This window comes from Pandoraea communis, assembly GCF_902459745.1.
Classification (GTDB): domain Bacteria; phylum Pseudomonadota; class Gammaproteobacteria; order Burkholderiales; family Burkholderiaceae; genus Pandoraea; species Pandoraea communis.
Map to the genome: position 1 here is coordinate 393,042 of NZ_CABPSJ010000005.1, position 20,063 is coordinate 413,104.

Annotated in this window: 14 protein-coding genes, 1 tRNA gene and 1 pseudogene; 10 read left to right on the forward strand and 6 right to left on the reverse strand. The window is 63.1% G+C overall.

What is annotated here, in order from left to right:
- Window positions 1-13: 13 nt before the first annotated feature.
- Both PCO31110_RS19695 and PCO31110_RS19700 read left to right on the forward strand, forming a co-directional pair.
- Window positions 14-2,224: a PepSY domain-containing protein gene (locus tag PCO31110_RS19695; RefSeq protein WP_150691205.1), complete on the forward strand. Its 2,211-nt coding sequence runs from the start codon at window positions 14-16 to the stop codon at window positions 2,222-2,224.
- Window positions 2,205-3,197, forward strand: a complete 993-nt coding sequence (locus PCO31110_RS19700; RefSeq protein WP_150691206.1) for an FAD:protein FMN transferase — start codon at window positions 2,205-2,207, stop codon at window positions 3,195-3,197. The genes PCO31110_RS19695 and PCO31110_RS19700 overlap by 20 nt, the downstream gene beginning before the upstream one ends.
- Window positions 3,198-3,599: 402 nt before the next feature.
- Here the strand turns inward: PCO31110_RS19700 and PCO31110_RS19705 are convergent.
- The 4 genes from PCO31110_RS19705 to PCO31110_RS19720 form a co-directional block, all read right to left on the reverse strand.
- Window positions 3,600-3,674, reverse strand: a tRNA-Val gene (locus tag PCO31110_RS19705).
- Between the two features lie 267 nt (window positions 3,675-3,941).
- Window positions 3,942-4,682 carry a DNA polymerase III subunit epsilon gene (dnaQ, locus tag PCO31110_RS19710; protein ID WP_150691207.1) on the reverse strand — a complete coding sequence of 247 codons (741 nt, stop codon included), beginning with the start codon at window positions 4,680-4,682 and terminating at the stop codon, window positions 3,942-3,944.
- Window positions 4,683-4,782: 100 nt separating this feature from the next.
- On the reverse strand, window positions 4,783-5,229 hold the full coding sequence (gene rnhA / locus PCO31110_RS19715; RefSeq protein WP_010805938.1) for a ribonuclease HI: 447 nt from the start codon (window positions 5,227-5,229) through the stop codon (window positions 4,783-4,785).
- 11 nt (window positions 5,230-5,240) lie between these two features.
- Entirely contained in the window at window positions 5,241-6,101 is an 861-nt protein-coding gene (locus PCO31110_RS19720) for a methyltransferase domain-containing protein (RefSeq protein WP_010805939.1), read from the reverse strand.
- A gap of 14 nt (window positions 6,102-6,115) precedes the next feature.
- Here PCO31110_RS19720 and gloB point away from each other — a divergent pair, with 14 nt between their 5' ends.
- The 6 genes from gloB (at window position 6,116) to mdtD (ending at window position 15,444) form a co-directional block, all read left to right on the forward strand.
- Window positions 6,116-6,940 carry a hydroxyacylglutathione hydrolase gene (gene gloB, locus PCO31110_RS19725; protein WP_150691208.1) on the forward strand — a complete coding sequence of 275 codons (825 nt, stop codon included), beginning with the start codon at window positions 6,116-6,118 and terminating at the stop codon, window positions 6,938-6,940.
- Between the two features lie 342 nt (window positions 6,941-7,282).
- Window positions 7,283-8,962, forward strand: coding sequence for a transglycosylase SLT domain-containing protein (locus tag PCO31110_RS19730; RefSeq protein ID WP_010805941.1), 1,680 nt, complete (start codon window positions 7,283-7,285; stop codon window positions 8,960-8,962).
- A gap of 426 nt (window positions 8,963-9,388) precedes the next feature.
- Window positions 9,389-9,670, forward strand: coding sequence for a transglutaminase-like domain-containing protein (locus tag PCO31110_RS19740; protein WP_010805943.1), 282 nt, complete (start codon window positions 9,389-9,391; stop codon window positions 9,668-9,670).
- Window positions 9,671-9,735: 65 nt separating this feature from the next.
- Window positions 9,736-11,514: an asparagine synthase-related protein gene (locus PCO31110_RS19745; RefSeq protein WP_150691209.1), complete on the forward strand. Its 1,779-nt coding sequence runs from the start codon at window positions 9,736-9,738 to the stop codon at window positions 11,512-11,514.
- A 325-nt stretch (window positions 11,515-11,839) separates the two neighbouring features.
- Window positions 11,840-13,741, forward strand: coding sequence for a propionate--CoA ligase (locus PCO31110_RS19750; RefSeq protein WP_150691210.1), 1,902 nt, complete (start codon window positions 11,840-11,842; stop codon window positions 13,739-13,741).
- A gap of 248 nt (window positions 13,742-13,989) precedes the next feature.
- Window positions 13,990-15,444 (forward strand): multidrug transporter subunit MdtD, encoded by a 1,455-nt coding sequence (gene mdtD, locus PCO31110_RS19755; RefSeq protein WP_246189901.1) that lies wholly within the window; start codon window positions 13,990-13,992, stop codon window positions 15,442-15,444.
- Window positions 15,445-15,485: 41 nt separating this feature from the next.
- On the opposite strand, the gene PCO31110_RS19760 is transcribed toward mdtD, so the two are convergent.
- On the reverse strand, window positions 15,486-16,412 hold the full coding sequence (locus PCO31110_RS19760) for a LysR family transcriptional regulator (RefSeq protein WP_150691211.1): 927 nt from the start codon (window positions 16,410-16,412) through the stop codon (window positions 15,486-15,488).
- A 229-nt stretch (window positions 16,413-16,641) separates the two neighbouring features.
- Between PCO31110_RS19760 and PCO31110_RS19765 the strand changes: the two genes are divergently transcribed.
- Together PCO31110_RS19765 and PCO31110_RS19770 are read left to right on the forward strand one after the other, a co-directional pair.
- Window positions 16,642-18,039 (forward strand): M20 family metallopeptidase, encoded by a 1,398-nt coding sequence (locus PCO31110_RS19765; RefSeq protein ID WP_010805948.1) that lies wholly within the window; start codon window positions 16,642-16,644, stop codon window positions 18,037-18,039.
- Window positions 18,036-19,391, forward strand: coding sequence for an MFS transporter (locus PCO31110_RS19770; protein ID WP_010805949.1), 1,356 nt, complete (start codon window positions 18,036-18,038; stop codon window positions 19,389-19,391). Before PCO31110_RS19765 ends, PCO31110_RS19770 begins: the two co-directional genes overlap by 4 nt.
- 173 nt (window positions 19,392-19,564) lie before the next feature.
- On the opposite strand, the pseudogene PCO31110_RS26290 reads toward PCO31110_RS19770, so the two are convergent.
- Window positions 19,565-19,882: pseudogene (locus PCO31110_RS26290) on the reverse strand (DUF5076 domain-containing protein); the annotation flags it as partial.
- Between the last annotated feature and the right edge of the window lie 181 nt (window positions 19,883-20,063).

A 20,063-nucleotide genomic window follows, 5' to 3' on the forward strand; every position in this document is an offset into this window, starting at 1 on the left:
GAGGAGGTGCCCGATGTTACGCAAGCTCCATTCAATCCCCGGTCTCATCGCTGCATTGCTGATGACGATCGTCGCCTTGACAGGCGCGGTGTTGTCAGTAAATCCGGCACTTGAGCACGCAAGTGCCGTCCGCCCAGACCTGGCGCCGTTGAGCGTGGCAACGCTCGCCAGCCGCGTGAGCACCTCGGTGCCCGGCGTCGAAACGCTCATGCGCCGACCGTCAGGGGAGATCATCGCGTACTACCATGTTGGCGGCGAACAGCGTGCATCGATCATTGATCCCGTGACCGGCAAGGCTGTCGGCGACTATCGCCCATCGCCTGTCGAGCGTTGGCTGAAGAACCTCCACCGCAAGCTCTTTCTCGGCGACGCTGGCCGGATAGCAACAGGCGCGACTGCCGCCTTCATGCTGTTCGCGGTGTTGTCTGGGCTTGTTTTGCTCGCACGCCGGATGGGCGGGTGGACGCATATTTTGGCCCCGATCCGGGGTGACGGGTTGCAGCGACTGCATAACGAGACTGCGCGAGCCGTGCTTGCCGGGCTCACGCTGTCGGCGATGACCGGGGTGGTCATGTCGTTGACGACGTTCGGCGTGATCCCGGAAGGCGGCGCGCAGGAGCCCAGCCTCAGCGTTTCGGCAATCACCCCGTCCCCGATGCCACTGCGGCAGTTGTCTGCACTGGCAATCGACGTCTCCAGGCTGCGTCAGTTGACGTTTGCCAACGCGGCCGACCCGAGCAGCGTCATCGAAGTGAATACGACGGATGGCGCCGGTTATGTCGATCCATCGTCAGGCAGATGGCTTGCCTTTCAGCCGGTCGACGCCTGGCAACGTTTGCACGGGATGGTCCGCATGCTGCACACGGGCGAAGGTCTATGGTGGCTCGGGCTGATCCTCGGCGCATCGTCGGCATCGGTGCCGTTGTTGGCCACCACCGGCCTGTTGCTGTGGCTGCGTCGTCGACGGGGCATGCCGAAGCTCGCCTGCAACGTGCCGGCACGCGACGCAGATACGGTGTTGCTAGTGGGTACGGAGGGCAATAGCACGTGGGGCTTTGCTTCGGCACTGCATGCAGCACTGACCCGGGCTGGCTTTCGCGTGCATGTTGCGCCGATGAACGATCTTGCAGCCGACTACCGCGGCCTGCGGTATCTGCTGGTCCTGACTGCGACCCATGGTGACGGCGATGCACCGGAGAGCGCTGCACGATTCCTGCCGAAGCTCGAGCGTCTGACGATCCCTGGCGGGGTGGCGTTCGGGGTGTTGGGCTTCGGCGACCGTCAGTTTCCTCATTTTTGCGGGTATGCGCGAACGGTTCATGACGCGCTGACGGCCAAGGGGCTAGACGCACTGACCGATCCGGGCACGGTTGACCGGCAGTCTGAACCCGAATTCCGGCAGTGGTGCACGGGGCTCGCCGAAAGGCTCGGCGTGTCGCTCGATATTCGCTACACGCCATTGCTGCCTCCCACGATACCGCTCAAGCTCGTCTCACGAGACGACTACGGTGCCGATAAAGAGGACATGACTTCGGTGCTGCGCTTCATGCCTGCCGAGCGGGCAAGATCCTGGGCCCTCCTGCTACGGCGGCGGCTGCCTCGGTTCGAGACGGGGGATCTGCTCGGCGTCGTGCCGCCGGGCGCCACCTCGCCCCGGTACTACTCGCTCGCGAGCGCGGCGGCGGACGGCCTGGTCGAGATCTGCGTGCGGCGTCACCCGAACGGCGTGTGTTCCGGGTATCTCACGGACCTGCGGCCCGGCGAAACGATTGAGGCATTCATGCGGCCGCACGCGTGTTTTCGGCCGGGGGCTGGAAGTGCTCCGGTGATCCTGATCGGGGCCGGTACTGGGATCGGTCCACTGATCGGGTTCATCCGGCACAACGCGGTTCGTCGTCCGATGCACCTGTATTTCGGTGCGCGCGACGCTGACGATGGCTTCCTGTATCGCGACGAACTCAAGCATCTGGTAGCCGACCGGCGACTGCGGGCGCTCACGACTGCCTTCTCACGTTCCGGAAGCCGGAGCTATGTGCAGGAGCGCCTTGTCGCCGATGCGCAGAGCCTGCGCACGCTGGTTGCGCACGGCGCGCAAATCATGGTGTGCGGCGGCCGCAGGATGGCGGAAGGTGTCGCGCAGGCGTGGGAACGTATTTTGATGGATACCGGCTTGTCCGTCGAACAATTGAGAGCGCAGGGGCGCTATGTCGAAGATGTCTATTGAAGCGTTGCCAGACGCGCAACTTAAGCTCTGGCGCCTTAGCGGCGCGACGATGGGAACCCGCTACACTGCGGCCTTCCATGCGTCGCCGACGACGGATGAAAAGGAACTGGCGGCGCGGCTTGCGGCGGCGGTTGGCGCGGTTGACGAGCAGATGTCGAACTGGAAGGAAAGCTCCGACCTGTCGCGGCTGAATCGTGCCGAGCTGGACTGCTGGGTGCCGGTATCCAGAAGTCTTGCGGTTTTGCTCGCACGTGCGCTGGAGATTGGCCGTGATACGCACAACGCCTTCAACATCGGCGTCGGTGACCTTGTTGGTATGTGGGGTTTTGGGCCATCGGGCGAGCAGCGTGCACGTCATCCAGGCGCGGTGGAGACGTCGCGAGCGAGCCCATGTTCGTCTGTGAGCGATCTGATCGACGTGGATGTGCAACAGTGCCGGGTACGCAAGCGTGGACCGGTTGCGTTGGATCTGTGTGGCATTGCAAAGGGATTCGGCGTCGACGAACTGGCACGCGTGTTGAACGAGCACGGGATCGGCTCATGGCTTGTTGGCATCGACGGTGAAATGCGCGCTTGCGGAAGCAAGCCGGATGGGTCGCTGTGGGCGATTGCGCTTGAAGCCCCGGATGACGAGCGGCATACCGCAATGAGTGTGATCGAACTAAGCAATGCCGCCATTGCGACGTCCGGCGACTACCGTCACTGGGCCGACATCGACGGTGTGCGTGTCTCGCACACAATGGATCCCAGAACCGGTGCGCCACTGTGCAGTTCCGTTGCGTCGGTGACGGTCATTGCACCGACATGCGCGGACGCGGACGCTTACGCGACAGCCTTGTTGGTGCTAGGCGTGGATGCAGGGCGAGATTATGCCCAGCGCCGGCGCCTCGACGCACTCTTCGTCGTGCGCGACGGCGGAGCGCTGCGCATGATCGGGACTGGCTGTTTTGCCAACGAGCAGCAGGCAGATTAAAGGCAAATACGTTTGCCGACAGGAAGGGCAGGGCATCGATCGTGATGCCTCGTTTTCCGCACAGCCCGGGAGCCGCTGCGAAGTGAGGGGGCTCTTTGGGCAATGCTGCATGAAGCAGGCCGATGCGTAGGCAGAATGATTGATGCTGTGGCCGGTGATGCCCCGATGTCGAATGTCCGACTTTGCGCGGGGTAATCTTTCCTTCGGACGAAGGCTCGCCAGAAGTCTCCGCATCTTTTGAACGACGCCCCGTGTTGCGCCATACGAGTTCTTGTTGAGGTCTGGACGCATTTTCTGACTGCACCGCCCTTGCACCTAAAGCTCTCGAAGAGGTTAGGCAACAAAAGAAAAAGGCCCTCGGCATTTGCCTGAGGGCCTTTTTCAGCGCGGTTCGCGCAAATTTGGTGGGTGGTACAGGGATTGAACCTGTGACCCCTGCCGTGTGAAGGCAGTGCTCTACCGCTGAGCTAACCACCCAAATCATTAACTAAATCAATGATTTAGTGCTGATTGCTAACGCTTTCGTTTCGCAATCAGGAGCAGAACTTTAACTGTTTTCGTAGAAGCCTGCAACTTTTCTTTCGTTCTTTTTTGCTGCCGCCGTGACGATATCTCTCGATCACTTCACGCCGTTTCTCGCGATGACTCGCAAGCAGCAAAGACCGCAATTATAGGGATGTTTTCTTCGCTTGGGAAGAGCGTCATGCGAAATTTTCGCAAAGTCCCGGATCGTGCTGCGCGAACTTACGGGGCGGAAGGCGCATCGCCTTCGGGCGGTGCCGGTTCTTTGCGCCACACGCACGTGCCCTTCACGCTCTTGTCGATGCCGTTCAGCACGTCGTCGTGCAGCGCAATCTCTTCGGTCGCGGCCGCAATGATCGGCAGGTCGAACTGACGCAGCGAAATCTTCTCGCGATGTGCGCCGGCTTCCCCATCGTCGCCATCGTACGTATCCATGACGAGACTTTCCTGACCGCGTGTCATGGCGAGGTAGACGTCGGCAAGCAGTTCCGCGTCGAGCAATGCGCCGTGCAGCGTGCGGTGCGCATTGTTCACACCGAGACGCTCGCAAAGGGCATCCAGCGAATTGCGCCGGCCTGGGAACATCTCGCGGGCCTGCATCAGCGTGTCGATGAGGCTCGAGCAGTGCTGCATGAATGGCGGCCAGCCGAGACGGCCGAACTCCATGTCGAGGAAGCCCAAATCGAACGCGGCGTTGTGGATGATGATCTCGGCGTCGCGGCAATATTCGCGCAACTCTTCAGCGATCTCGGCGAATTTGGGCTTGTCGGAGAGGAATTCGGTGGTCAACCCGTGCACCGCCAGTGCGCCCGGATCGCTGTCGCGTTCGGGGTTGATGTAGAAGTGCAGGTTGTTGCCGGTCAGGCGGCGATTGACCAGTTCGACGCAACCGATTTCCAGCAGACGGTCACCCGTCTTGGCATTCAGGCCAGTGGTTTCGGTATCGAGGATCAGTTGTCGCATGATGTTCGGTGAGTCTCGTGTGTTTTCGGAATTGGCGCGCTGCGGGTCATGACGCCTCACGCAACGCGCGGATGGTGCTTGTCGGATCGCCGTCGCCGCGCTAACCGCGACGCAGACTCTCCACGCCGCGATTGGCCAACTGGTCGGCGGCTTCGTTGCCTTCGTGCCCCGCGTGGCCCTTCACCCAGCGCCAGTCGATTTCGTGTTTCTGCGAAACGACATCGAGCGTTTGCCAGAGATCGGCGTTCTTCACCGGCGCTTTGGCTGCCGTTTTCCAGCCGCGCGTCTTCCAGCCGTGAATCCACTCGCTGATGCCTTTCTGCACGTATTGCGAGTCGGTGTGGAGCACAACGTGGCAGGGCTTGGTCAGCGCTTCGAGCGCGCGAATGACGGCAAGCAGTTCCATGCGGTTATTGGTGGTGTTGGCTTCGCCGCCGAACATTTCCTTGCGGTGTTTGCCCGCGACGAGCAGGGCGCCCCAACCGCCGGGGCCGGGGTTGCCTTTGCAGGCACCGTCGGTATAAATCTCAACTTGCGGCAAGGTCATCTCTCAAACAATCAATCGGGCGCGTCGGTTGCTTCGGCCATCTGGCGATGCGTGGTGTTGGGCGTAGCGACCGGTGCCGCCGCTGGCTGGAGGCCGAGTATACGCTTGCGGACTTTGCCGACCAAGCGCATGCCCCGCACCCGCTTGACCGCCCGCACTGCATAAAGCGCACCGAAGATCGGCCACCAACGGTCGCCTGCCGGTTCCATGAACTCGAAGCGTTGCAGCCAGTGGTCGCCGCGCAACGGCGGACGATAGCAACCGAAGCGTCCGCGATCGATGTCGAAGGACAGCAGCTTGAGCCAGTCTTTCAGGCGCGTGAACGCAATGAGATCGGCGCCCGGCGGCAGAAATGGCGCACCGGCCAGCTTGCCCAGTTCCTCGCGCGCGCCCCACAGGCTCAGATTGTTGAAGCCGGTGATGATGACTTGTCCCTCGGGCACGAGAATACGCTCGACCTCGCGCAGGATGTCGTGCGGATTCTCGGCAAACTCGAGCACGTGCGGCAGTACGACAAGGTCGGTGCTTGCCGTGGCGATGGGCAACTCGTCGAACCGGCTCACGAGGATGTCGCGGGCGACCATGGCCGCCGAACTCGCGTCGCACGACGGTGTGCTGCCGGTCGTATCGCTGGCGGCCTTGGTCATGAGCGGCGGTGCTTCAGCGCCGCGCGCGGCAGGAAGAATGAGGCCCCGGTAAGGCATGCGGTTCTCGCGCAGCGTATCCAGCTCGGGACGGCCGAGTTGCAGCGCGTGATAGCCGAACAGATCCCCGACCCATTGGTCGAAGAGGGCCTGTTCCCACGCGAGCGCGTAGCGGCCTGGCGGTGAGACGAGCCAGACGGGCCAGTCTATAATCGGACGTTCTGACATGGTGGCGAGTATATATGGATGCGCACACAGATGCGGCGAGTAAGCAGTCGGCCGGTACACTGACAGTCTTTCCCGTCCCCGCGTTCCAGGACAATTATCTCTGGGTCATCGATGACGGCAAAGATGCCGTCGTCGTCGACCCGGGCGACGCCGCCCCGGTGCTCGCCTATCTCGAATCGCGCGGCCTCACGCTGCGCGCCATCCTCGTCACGCACAAGCATGCCGACCACATTGGCGGCGTCGGCACGCTGCTCGAGCATTTCGACGTCCCCGTGCACGGCCCGGCCCGTGAGGCCATCGCATGTGTCGATCATCCGCATGACGGTGGCGAGACGGTTCACATTGCAGCCCCGGCCATGACACTGGAAGTGATCGACGTGCCCGGCCACACGTTGGGCCATATCGCGTACTTCCTCGGCACCGGTGCAGGCGCACCGCGCCTGTTCTGCGGCGACACACTGTTCTCGTGCGGTTGCGGCCGCCTGTTCGAGGGCACGCCCGCGCAGATGCTCGCGTCGCTCGATGCGCTTGCGGCACTCCCGCCCGCCACGCTCGTGCACTGCGCTCACGAATACACCCTGTCGAACATTCGCTTCGCGCTGGCCGTCGATCCGGACAACGCGGCACTTGCCGCATGGCATCGGCAGGCAACGGCGCTTCGCGATGCCGGTCGCCCAACGCTGCCCACCACGCTCGCTCAGGAGCGGGAGACGAACCCTTTCCTGCGCAGCGACGCGCCGGCTGTCATCGCCGCCGCCGAAGCACATGCCGGCCACGCAACGCCTTCCCGCGAGGCGGTATTTGCCACCGTGCGCCGTTGGAAAGATACCTTCCGCTAATCGGAGTGCTTCATGACCGGAGTGCGTCATGCTGTCAATAGCGTGACGCATCATGACTTCTGCTATGAGACGGACGTTGACATCTTCGTGCGCGCCTGCTCAACCCTGCCGGATCGCCTCGAATGCGAAGTTTCGGTACCGTTTCGATGGCATCGAGTACGCCGCTCAGATGTATCTCTTCGACCACATTGCTGGAAATTAAACTAAGGGATAACCCCCATTTTTGGGGCGTTTTGGCATAAATTTTGCAAAAAAATTAGGCAGAAAGGTTGACGCATCCGAAGGGTTTCCTTACCATCCATGCCAATTTCATGAAGATGTCACTCAATTTGAGCCCGATCAATGCGACTTCTCGTTAGCTTGCTACTGACGCTGCTTCTTGCGGCTTGCGCCAGCACAGCGCCGACTACAGGTGCGTCGAATTCCACCCCCGAAGCGCAGAGCAAGTCACCTCTCGCGTCGACCGCCAAAGGCAAGCAGCGAGTCTCCAGCGATCAAACCATCGATCTCGATAACGACTCGTTGAACGATCTGGCCTACGGCACCGACGCCGATCTCTGGTCACGCATTCGTCATGGTTTCGCCATCCCCGATCTGGATACCGACCTCGCGCAGGACCGCACGCAGTGGTACGCACAGCGTCCTGAATACGTCGAGCGCATGATCCAGCGGTCGAACAAATATCTGTTCCACATCGTTGAAGAACTTGAGCGCCGTCACATGCCGACGGAGCTGGCGTTGCTGCCGTTTGTGGAAAGTGCGTACAACCCGCAGGCGCTCTCGACGGCCAAGGCCGCCGGTATGTGGCAGTTCATTCCGAGCACGGGCAAGACGTACAACCTCAAGCAGAACATGTTCCAGGACGAGCGCCGCGACGTGCTCGCCTCGACGACCGCCGCGCTCGATTACCTCTCGAAGCTCTATGCGATGTTCGGCGACTGGCACCTGGCGCTCGCTGCCTATAACTGGGGCGAGGGCAACGTGCAGCGCGCGATCGACCGCAATCAGGCGCAAGGTCTGCCCACCGATTACCTGAGCCTGCGTATGCCGACCGAGACACGTTATTACGTGCCGAAGCTGCAGGCGATCAAGAACATCATTGCGCATCCGGACCTCTACAGCGTGAAGCTGCCCGAGATTCCGAATCACCCGTATTTCGTCAGCGTGACCACCAAGCGCGACATCGACGTGGCGCTCGCCGCGAAGCTGGCCGATCTGCCGCTCGACGAATTCCATGCACTCAACCCGTCGTTCCGCAAGCCCGTGATTCTCGGCGCCGCGCAGCCGCAAATTCTGCTGCCGTTCGACAGCGCCGAAGTGTTCCAGCGCCGGTTGAAGGGCTACGACAAGCCGCTGTCGAGCTGGACGACGTACACGTCGGCTTCGCGTGAGCGTCCGGAAGATGTGGCGCTCAAGCTGGGCGTCGACGCTGCCATCATCCGCTCGGTCAACAACATTGCACCGCGTATGCGTCTGAAGGCCGGCTCGACGCTGCTGGTGCCGCGTTCGAACGACATCGATCAGGACATCAGCGCGTCGGTGGCCAGCAACGCGGTGCTGGCGCTGGAGCCGGATCTTCCCGACACCCGCAAGGTCATGGTGCGTGCGCGCAAGCACGACACGCTCGCCAGCGTTGCCTCGCGCAGCGGTGTGAGTGTGGCGCAGATCAAGAGCTGGAACCGCCTGCGTCGCGATACGCTCACGTCGGGCCAACTGCTGGTGCTGCATGTACCGGTCAAGGATGCCTCACGTGTGATGGCCGCTTCCGCCGCACCGGCGGCACCGGCAGCCAAGGAAGACGACGACGCACCGCGCACGCGCATGGTGCGTGGCAAGAACGGCAAGATGATTCGCGTGGTCGACCGCCGCCCGGCCGCCAGTCCGGCCAAGGCCGCCGTGGCCAGCAGCAAGACCGCCCCGGCAAAGGTCGCGTCGAAGGCGCCCGCGAAGGCCCAGGCAAAGACGGTGGCCAAGACGGCTGCCAAGGCGCCCGCGAAGGTCACCAAGACGGCGCAGCGCTAAGCGCCAGTCTTCTCCGGTTCACCCGGCGATCATCGCATCGCCGGCGTCAAACAAAACGCCCGTGAGGATCTCCCTCACGGGCGTTTTGTATTTGCGGCCGGGAATGTCTCCCGCGTCTCTGGGCCCGCTTCACACCTGCTTCGGAAAATTCCCATGAATAGACCGGCTCTCGCTTCCTATGATGAAGACGCGGATAGATCCGTTCGTACTCACTCAAAAAGGAATCCTAAATGAAGGGTCAAATGGGAACCACGAAGGCAGTGACCGAACTTGATGTGCTGTCCTCGGTGGACGCCACCCATGCTATGCGCGGTGTTCCTGGCAATGGCGCTGGTGGCATCGCGGTCCCGCCGCGCAGTTTCTCGCCGATTTGTATTCCGCCGTTGCCGGTGGCCACTGGGGGTAACGCCTGAGGTGACGGATTCGATGCGAATCGGAGCCAACTCGTGTGCGAACGCGCTGGTTTTCCGTCATCTGGCGCTCGATGTGCACGTCGTGGGTATCGATGGGCATATGGTGGTGCACAAGCTCTCCCGCGATCGCCACTTGAATCTCTCATACGACCATTCACAAGCGCTACGCCGTTTGATCGGCGTTCAGCGTCAGCCGTTTTACGCCAACGCGTGGGCCGTGGCGCAGGGACACATCGTCGGTGACGATCCGCCGCGCCGAGAGCAACTCGCCGTGATCTTCGAGACACCCGCCTGAGCCGAGGTGGAGCGCGGTGAGCCGCGGCAAGTTGGCGTTACGACTCAATTCAAACGGAGCCCGCAATGAGAATTGCCCGCCTGAGACCTGGGCCGGCCGAGCGGCACGTGCCGTTGCCCGGAGCCGTCGTACTGCGTGCCCTGGATGGCCAGCCCGCAGCCCGCATTTGTCCTGAACCGAGCGGTGAGCGCCAGCACACGAGTGGCCAGAGCGAGTTGCTGGCCTGGTATGTGAGCGGCCACGTGTTCCGCAAGGAGGATGGTCAGGAAGTGGCGCCGGGGCTCGAACTGGCCCGCACGGCGATCGAATCGCCGGAGCGTTTCGTCGAGCAGTTCTGGGGGCATTACCGGGTCATCGTGCACGACCGCTGGTGCGCGACGACGCTCGTTCTGTGCGACCCATGTGGCCACTGTCCGACGTATTACCGCTTTTGCCGAGACGGGGCGGTGCATGTCGCCGCGAACCCGGCTTCGATTGCCGACGCCCGCCCGGCGTTCAATAGCGACGCACTCAAGTCCTTTCTCGTTCATGGCGACATTGGTGGCGTGCAGTGTGCGCTGCACGACGTGGAACGTCTGCCGCTGGGACATGCGCTGTGGATTCCCGAGCGCGGCGCGCCGAAGACCCGTGTCGTGTGGTGGCCGTCGTGGCAACAGCGCGGCGACGCGAATGGGGCCGGCGAAGTGGCGTCTGGCGAGGGGGTGCTGGGACTGTTGCGCCGATCGGCAGAGCGGTGCCTCGGAGACAAGCCCGCCGTGCTTGAGCTGTCGGGCGGCGTCGAGTCGACATCGCTCGCATTGGCGCTTGCCGAGTCGGGGCGTGCCGGCAACTGCACTGCGGTGAATCATCGTGATCCGGCATTGCCATCGAGCGACAGGTCGCATCATGCGGACAACGTCGCGCGGCATGTGCGTATGGCGTTCGAGCGTTTCGATATCGAACATGGCGCGTTTTCTCCGCCTGCGACGATCCCGCGTCTGGCGCGTCCTGCGCTGCATGTGTGCATGCTCGCGCAGCTCGACGCCCTGCGCGAACGGCTGACGTCTTACCGCGACCACCGGCTCGTCAACGGGCATGGCGGCAACGCCATCTTCCTCGCCTCGCCACCTGATGGCGCGCTTCTCGATGCTTTTGCCGACGGTCAGTGGCGGCGAGGATTCGGTGCGTGGCGAGATCTGGCGGTGATGCAGCGCTTGCCGCTATGGTGGGTGTTGCAGCGCGCCTTCGTGCAGTTGCGGCAGTGTCACGCCGATCCCCTGGCGGCACAGGCGAGCGATCTGCTTACGGCAGCGGCCTGCGATGGTCTGGCCGAGGGCACTGAGCCGCTCGCTCAGGCGTGGCTCGCGCAATGGCCGCTTCGGATACGCCCAGGCAAGCGCGTGCAGATTCTGCGCACGCTGGGTAACCTTCGCGACATCGAGGTGCACCCGTCGCTGGCTGCGAGCGGCACGGTGTTTCCGTTCCTGACGCAGCCGGTCATCGAAGCGGGTTTCGCCATGCCGACGTACCGCCTTTTCAATGCGATCTACAACCGGCTGCCGTTGCGCCGCGCGGCCTATCTTGCAAGCGGCCTGCCGAATCTCTGGCAGCGCGACAAGGGGATGACGACGGGCATCGTGGAGGCGGGCGTGGCGGCCAACCTCCAGCATGTGGAAGAGGTGTGTCTGGAGGGCTACTGTGCGGCGTCGGGATGGATCGACCGCGACGCATGCCGGCGGGCCATCGGCCGCATTGCGCATCACCATCTCGAATCGACGGCGACGATCCGGCGCTTGTATGCCGTAGAGATGTTCGTGCGCGGCTGGCGGGAGGATGCAGGCCAGCATCGGGCGGCACCGGCATGACGTGTCGGACGGGCAGGCCGACAACACAACAACGCGGCAACATCGCCGACCCGGCCTGACGCCATGTCCGTGTAATCCCCTAGGGTTTCGCGGGCAGGGCGAGGTCGCCCGGTAAGCCTTCCGTAAGCGTCAACGCGCACACTGAACGCGAGGCACGTCACCCGTGCCTGACGATTTCATTGCACCGAAACGCATTGCCGTTCGATGGCGATGCGCGACCGACTCCGCCGGCCCGATCCGGCGCCGCGCCAGCTCCGTTTCGCCCCGGCACCGCCGGTATGGCATGACGGGCGCGCGAGCCAATTCATATATGCAAGGAGACAATATGACTTCGTATGCGTCGTTTCACGCCCGCTCGATTACCCCCGATTCGCGCGCGGCCTTCTGGGAGGAGCAGGCCCGGCTGATCGATTGGGAGACACCTTTTACGCAGGTGCTCGACTATGACAAGCCGCCGTTTGCCCGCTGGTTCGTCGGTGGTCGAACGAATCTGTGCCACAACGCCGTCGACCGCCACCTTCCGTCGCGCGGCACGCAAAACGCACTGATCTGGGTGTCGACGGAGACCGAACAGGAACGTGTCTACACGTACGACGAACTGGCCGCGGAAGTCAATCGCATGGCAGCGTCGTTGCAATCGCTGGGCGTTGCGCGTGGCGAGCGGGTGCTGATCTACATGCCGATGGTGCCTGAGGCGTTGTTCGCGATGCTCGCGTGTACGCGTCTGGGCGCAATCCACTCGGTGGTGTTTGGCGGCTTCGCGTCCGTCAATCTGGCGACCCGCATCGACGACGCGCGACCGAAAGTCATTGTCTCGGCCGACGCCGGTTCGCGCAATGGCAAGGTCGTTCCGTACAAGCCGTTGCTCGACGAAGGCATCACGCTTGCGCAGCACAAACCGTCGAGCGTGTTGCTCGTCGACCGGGGGTTGGCACCGATGACGCGTGTGGAAGGCCGCGATGTCGACTACGCGTCATTGCGCGAACAACACCTCGATGCCTTGGTGCCATGCGAATGGCTTGAGTCGAGTGAGCCGTCCTACGTGCTCTACACGTCTGGCACGACGGGCAAACCGAAAGGGGTGCAACGCGATACCGGCGGATATGCGGTGGCGCTGGCGGCGTCGATGCAGCATATTTTCTGCGTGAAACCGGGCGACACGATGTTCTGCGCGTCGGACATCGGTTGGGTGGTCGGACACAGCTACATCGTGTACGCGCCGTTGCTCGCGGGCATTGCCACCGTGATGTACGAGGGCACGCCGATCCGTCCCGATGGCGGGATCTGGTGGCGCATTGTCGAGAAATACAAGGTAACGCAGCTTTTCACCGCCCCGACGGCGATTCGTGTGCTTAAGAAGCAGGATCCGGCGTACCTGACGCAATACGACCTGTCGTCGCTGCGGCTGATTTTCCTCGCAGGCGAGCCGCTCGACGAGCCGACGGCGCGCTGGCTCACCGAGGGCGTAGGCAAGCCGGTCGTCGACAACTATTGGCAGACCGAGACCGGTTGGCCGATCCTCGGCATGACGCGTGGCGTCGAAGTCTTGCCGGGCAAGCTCGGATCGCCGGGCAAGCCGGTGTACGGCTACGATGTGAAGCTTGTTGACGAGGTGACGGGAGAGGACTGCGGCCCGAACCAGAAGGGCGTGCTGGCCATCGAAGGGCCGCTGCCACCCGGGTGCATGAGCACGGTGTGGGGCGACGATGCCCGCTTCGTCAAAACCTATTGGCAGACGGTGCCGGGCCGCATGCTGTACTCCAGCTTCGACTGGGGGCTGCGCGACGAGGATGGGTATTACTTCATTCTTGGCCGCACCGATGACGTCATCAACGTCGCGGGTCACCGGCTGGGTTCGCGTGAGATCGAGGAGAGCATTGCAAGTCATCCCGCCGTGGCGGAAGTGGCGGTCATCGGTGCCCAGGATGCGCTCAAGGGGCAAGTGGCGATCGCATTTGCAGTGTTGCGTCAGCCGGAACTGGCCGCGACGCCCGAGGCGCGTCTGGCGCTGGAAGGCGATGTCATGAAGACGGTCGACAAGCAATTGGGCGCGGTAGCGCGTCCGGCGCGAGTATTCTTCGTGACCACGCTGCCCAAGACGCGCTCCGGCAAACTGCTGCGCCGTGCGATTCAGGCGATATGCGAGGGCCGCGAGACGGGCGATCTGATCACGCTGGAGGACCCGGTGGCGCTGGAGCAGGTGCGCGATGCCGTGAAGGGCGTGTAGCTGGCCGAGGGCTTCGGGAGCGGAGCCTTCGATGACGATGACGGAAAGCAAGACTGCGGCGCATCCGATTTTTCGGACTGCGCCGCAGTGCATTTAGACGGCGGATATGATTCGATATCGGTAATCGACGTTGCATTACGACATGCGGTCGACCATCGCCGGTATGATCTCGCGAGACGTCTGCGGGACAGGCGACTGTTTTATCCGCGGCGGGCGTGCGTGCCCATGACCGTTCATTACTCATCGACATGACTTCACCCAACCCGGCCGCGTGGCGGCAGAAAGCGATGCTCCTTGTGGTGTCCATCGGCTTCTTCATGCAGACGCTGGACTCGACGATCGTCAATACGGCGCTGCCAGCCATGGCGCGCGATCTCGGTCAATCGCCGTTGCACATGCAGGCGGTGGTCATCGCCTATGCGCTGACCATGGCCGTGACGATTCCGTTATCGGGGTGGCTGGCGGACCGCCTGGGCACGCGTGTGGTTTTCTCCAGTGCATTGACGATCTTCTCCATCGGCTCTGCAATGTGCGCCTATTCCGGCACGCTCGAGGCGCTGGTCTGGTGGCGCGTGGTGCAGGGATTCGGCGGAGCGATGCTGCTGCCGGTGGGACGGCTGGCGGTGTTGCGCACCTTCCCGCGCGAGCAATTCTTGCAGGCGCTCGCATTCGTTGCGGTGCCGGGAATGATCGGTCCATTGATCGGGCCGACGCTGGGCGGGTGGCTTGTCAAGGTGGCGTCGTGGCATTGGGTGTTCCTGATCAACGTGCCGGTTGGGGTGGCGGGGTGCGTGGCGGCGCACTTCTTTCTGGTTAACGCGCGCGCCCCGCACCAGACGCCGTTCGACCTCAAGGGCTATCTGTTGCTCTGCGTCGGTATGGTGGCGACCTCGCTGGCGCTCGACCGGCGTGCCGACATGGCGGGCGCGCACGCCCTCATGCTGGTGTTGCTGGTGGTGGGGTTTGCCGGCTTTGTCGCCTACGGGCTATACGCGAACCGAGCGCCGCAGCCGTTGTTTTCGCTGGCGATGTTTCGCGTGCACACGTTCAGCGTCGGGTTGCTGGGCAACCTCTTTGCGCGAATCGGCATCGCGGCGGTGCCCTATCTCGTGCCGCTGCTGCTGCAAGTGAGCCTTGGCTATACGGCCTTCGAAGCGGGGCTGCTGATGCTGCCGATCACGATCACGGGCATTTTCGCCAAGAGTCTCGCGACACATCTGGTCATGCGTTACGGCTATCGGCCGGTGCTGGTGTGGAACACGATCCTTGCCGGATGCGTGATGGCGAGCTTCGCCGCCGTCACCCCCAACTATCCGATGCCATTGTTGATCATCCAGTTGGGGATTCTCGGCGGCATCAATTCGATACAGTTCACGGCCATGAACACGCTGACGCTCAAGGACCTGACTCCGGACGATGCCAGCGGTGGCAACAGCCTGTTCTCGCTCGTGCAGATGCTGGCAATGAGCTTTGGTCTGACCGTGGGCGGTGCGCTTCTGGTGACGTTTACCGGGGCGTTCGGCGCGAGTGAGGGCGTTGGGGCGCTGCCCGCATTCCGGTCGACGTTCGCGTGCGTCGGCGTGATCACCTGTTGTTCTGCATGGATCTTCGCGCAGTTGACCGATCGTGAGCAGATGGCCGATGGCGACGGCGACACGCAGGCACAGGCCGTGACGGCTACGCCTGCGCCGCCGACAAATTAGCCGCGACGAATCGAGATGACCATGGGGGACGCTTAGGCCCTTCAGCCCCTTGAAGTAAAGGGTTTGTCGAGAATTTCAGGTGCGCGAATGGCATCGATCAGCAGGCCGAGGAAGGCTTCGACGGGGGCAGGCAGGGTGCGACCGGCCATCGTCTGCACTTGCAGTGAGCGCTGATGCAGTGCCGGATTCCGAATGGGAATGGCGACGAGCCCTTCGGGCGCGAGACGACTGCGCACCGTGAGCAGACCTGTGAGTGTCACCGCATTGCCTGAGCGCACGAAGCTGTGCAATGCGGCGTGATAGTTGCTCACGAACACCGGTTCGAACAACAGGCCTTCGAGCGTGCAGCAAAGGTCGAACATCTGCCGGATGGTCACGCCGGCGTTCGACAGTGCCAGCGGATACGGCAGCAGGTCGGCCAGCGCGACATCGCGCCGTTTGGCGAGCGGGTGGCGCTTGGCCATCAGGGCATAGATCGGCGCTGGCTGCGAGTGCACGACCTGCACCCCTTTTTCAGGGGCGACGCTGAAACATACGGCGATGTCGGCCTCGCCATCTCGCACCCGGACGGTGGCTTCGAACGGCGAGACGACGTCGAGCAGGAAGTGTGCGCCGGGATACGTTTCGCGAAAGCGCGCAAAGACTTGTGGCAGGAAATCCCGCGCCACCCCCTCGGCGCTGGCGACGCGAATCGTCGCGCGTCCCACTTCCGCGAGTCCTCGGATTTCCGAGGTGACACGCTCAGCATCGAGCAGCACGCGACGCGCATGATCGGCGAGCAACTCACCGGCTTCGCTTAACACCATGCCACGTGGCCGGCGTTCGAACAGCGGCGTGCCCAGATCCTCCTCGAGCTTTGCGATCTGACGGCTCAGGGCCGAGACGGCCACATGCAGGCGCTCAGAGGCGCGACTGAGCGAGCCCGTACGGGCGACTTCGAGAAAGTAACGCAGCGCGTGAGTTTGCATGGGCGAGAGACAGAATGACGAACGCGGAATAGCGCGATCGATCGTGAGTGTAACTTCGATTTTCGCTTTGCCGAAACGGCAAAGAAACCTTCGAAATATTGTCATTGTTGTCAAAAATACCCGCTCCTAGAATGGCCTGAACGGTTGTGCCGCAGCGTGCTGCCGACACGCGTCGCAGTGATGTGCGAGACAGGCCGCCGTGCTCTCACAAGCCATCTGGAGACAAGCAGTGACACGTAGCGCAGCGATTTCCCAAGCCACCGCCCAATACGACTCGGGCGCGTTCCTCGATGTTCTTAACCGTCGCGTCGCCTACAAGACCGAGAGTCAGGAGGCGGATAGCGGTGACGTTTTGCACGCTTACCTCTCCGATGAAATGACGCCCGCGCTCGCGGCGCTTGGCTTCACGTCGCGCATCGTGCCCAATCCGGTGCCGGGCGGCGGGCCATTCCTGATCGCGCAGCGTCACGAAAGCGACGACGCGCCCACGGTGCTCACCTACGGACACGGCGACGTGGTGCGAGGCTATGACGCGCAATGGCGCGACGGCCTGAAGCCGTGGGAGATCGTGGTGGAGGGAGATCGCTGGTACGGACGCGGCACCGCCGACAACAAGGGCCAGCACACGATCAATCTGGCGGCGCTGGCGGAGGTATTGGCTTCGCGCGGCGGCAAGCTCGGATACAACGTGAAGATGATCGTGGAGATGGGCGAAGAGATGGGCTCGCCTGGGCTGCACGCGATCTGCGAGCAATTGCGCGACGAGTTGCGAGCCGACGTGCTGATTGCCTCCGACGGGCCGCGGTTGACGGCGGAGCGTCCCACGGTATTCCTCGGTTCGCGGGGGCTGGTCAATTTCAAACTCAGCCTGAACTTGCGCGATGGTGGTCATCACTCGGGCAACTGGGGCGGGCTGTTACGCAATCCTGGGGTGGTGCTGGCGAACGCGATTGCATCGATCGTCGACGGCAACGGGAAGATTCTCGTGGAGGGGCTGCGTCCGCCCGAGCTGCCGGTGTCGGTGCGTCGTGCGCTCGCCGGGCTGGAGGTTGGCGGTGGGCCGAACGATCCCGAGGTCGACGTCGACTATGGCGAGCCTGGGCTGACGCCGACCGAGCGCGTGATCGGCTGGAACAACATTGAGGTATTGGCGTTCAAGACAGGTAATCCTGAGAAGCCCGTCAACGCGATTCCCCCATATGCCTATGCGCACATGCAGATCCGCTTCGTTGTGGGCACCGACTGGGAGCGGCTGGGAGAGATGTTGCGCGCGCATCTGGACGCGCACGGTTTCCCGATGGTCGAGGTCGAGGTGGAGCGCGGTGTGATGGCCACGCGTCTCGACCCGGATGACCCGTGGGTGCTGTGGGCGCTGGCATCGATGCGTGAGACGACCGGCAAGGCGCCGGTGCTGCTGCCGAATCTCGGCGGCACGCTCCCGAACGATGTGTTCGCCGATGTGCTCGGCCTGCCGACACTGTGGGTGCCGCACTCGTACCCGGCGTGTTCGCAGCACGCGCCGGACGAGCATCTGCTTGGATCCGTCGCGCGCGAAGCGTTGCAGATCATGGCGGGTCTGTTCTGGGATCTGGGGAATGTGGACCTGAAAGAGGGGAAGCCGCGATGAACAGCACCGTTGCCGCCACCGGGGCGGATCATGCGAGCGGCGCGTCCAGCGCCGGTAAGGAGGGCGCACGTACGGACGTGCCCGTCTACAAACTGATCGTCGCGACGTCCATCGGTAACGCGCTCGAATGGTACGACCTGATCGTCTACGGCTATTTTGCCGTGACGATTTCGAAGCTGTTCTTCCCCGCGCACGACGAGACTGTGTCGCTGCTGATGGCGCTGGGCACGTTTGCGCTGTCGTATCTTGCGCGTCCTCTGGGGGCCTTCGTGCTGGGCGCGTATGCGGATCGTCGTGGGCGCCGCGCCTCGCTGATGTTGTCGATTGCGATGATGACGGTGGGCACCGGGCTGATCGCGTTCATGCCGACGTATGCGGTGATCGGCGTATGGGCGCCGATTGGCATTTTCCTGTCGCGGCTGATGCAGGGGTTCTCGGCGGGCGGAGAGTTCGGTAGCTCGACGGCGTTCCTTGTCGAGCACGTGCCGAACCGGCCGGGCTTCATGTCGAGCTGGCAGTTCGCGAGTCAGGGAGCGAGCACGCTGCTGGCGTCGGCGTTCGGGGCGGTACTCACGGGTGCGTTGACGCAGCCGCAACTCGAGTCATGGGGGTGGCGTATTCCGTTCCTGTTCGGGATGCTGGTGGGGCCGATCGGGCTTTACATCCGGAAGTACATGGACGAGACGCCTGCGTTCGAGCACGACGTCGCGCGTAAGAACGCCGCGCGCACGGCTGACGGTGACGCGGGCAAATCGCCGGTATGGGAAGTGTTGGCGACGCAGAAGGCGCGTTTGCTGGTGTCCATCGGTGCGCTGGTGCTGACGACGACGGCGAACTACATGATCTTGTACATGCCCACGTATGCGACGAAGCAGCTTGGCTTGCCGCCGTCACAAGGCTTCATTGCGACGCTGGTGACGGGCTTCGTCATCATGACGCTGACGCCGTTCGTCGGTCATTGGTCGGACAAGATCGGGCGTATCCGTATCATGCTGGTGGCGGGGGTGTTGTTCCTGTGCACGGTGTATCCGGCGTTTGCGTTCATGAACGCGCATGCGTCGCTGGCGACGATGATGGTCGTGATGCTCTGGGTCGGCATGTTGAAGGCGGTGTACTTTGCGCCGATCCCCGCACTGATGTCGTCGCTGTTCCCGACGCGCACGCGCGCGACGGGTATGGCGGTCGGCTACAACCTCGGCACGACGATCTTCGGCGGCTTTACTCCGCTGGCGGTGGCATGGCTGATCGCGGCGTCGGGCAACAAGCTGGCGCCGGGGCTGTATCTGATGGTAGGGGCGGTGATCAGTCTGACGACACTGCTGATCGCGCGGGTGCGGCTGGGGGCGCGCTGAGGGGAGTGGTTGGTGGGTCGGGGGACCCGAGAGGAGGCGCTCGACGGTGTCGCGTGTGAGGATGGGCACGCGAGGCTGCCGTGGCGCCGCCTTGTGATGGCGAAGGGGGGGCGTGGCCTTAGTGATGTCGCCGCGGCGTACCGTCGCTGGACGTGGCGGTTGGGGGTGCCGAGTTCCTTGAGGAAGTGCTCCCGAACCAGCGCCAGGGAGTCGGTATCCGTGCGCGGGTAGCTTTGCTGCAGCGTGGTCGATACCTGGCGGGCGACGTCGGCGAGAATCGCGCCCCAGATGGCCTCTTCCGACACCCTCTTCGTTTCCTGATACATCCCGATTTTCATTGAGCGGTACATCGTCTGATCTGCGGTCCAGACGCGCAGCATCTCCACAGCGTCGTCGTCATGCATGATGGAATCGGGGATCGGGCATGTTCTACAACCATCGACGGCCCCATCAGGCGCTGAAGATGAAAACCCCGGCTGAGGTATTTGCATTAGCCGCTTAATCTGAGCAGGTTTCACTGGGTCACTACACCACCCGCTGTGATACTGGCCGCAGCCGCAGGGGGGGCCGCACTGAGTGCAGGTGCCCCTCCCATAAAGATTGCCCAATTTTTCGGAAACGCTGTCGTCAGCTGCGGTATCGCGCCTGCCACACCCTCCTTTGCGGACGCTC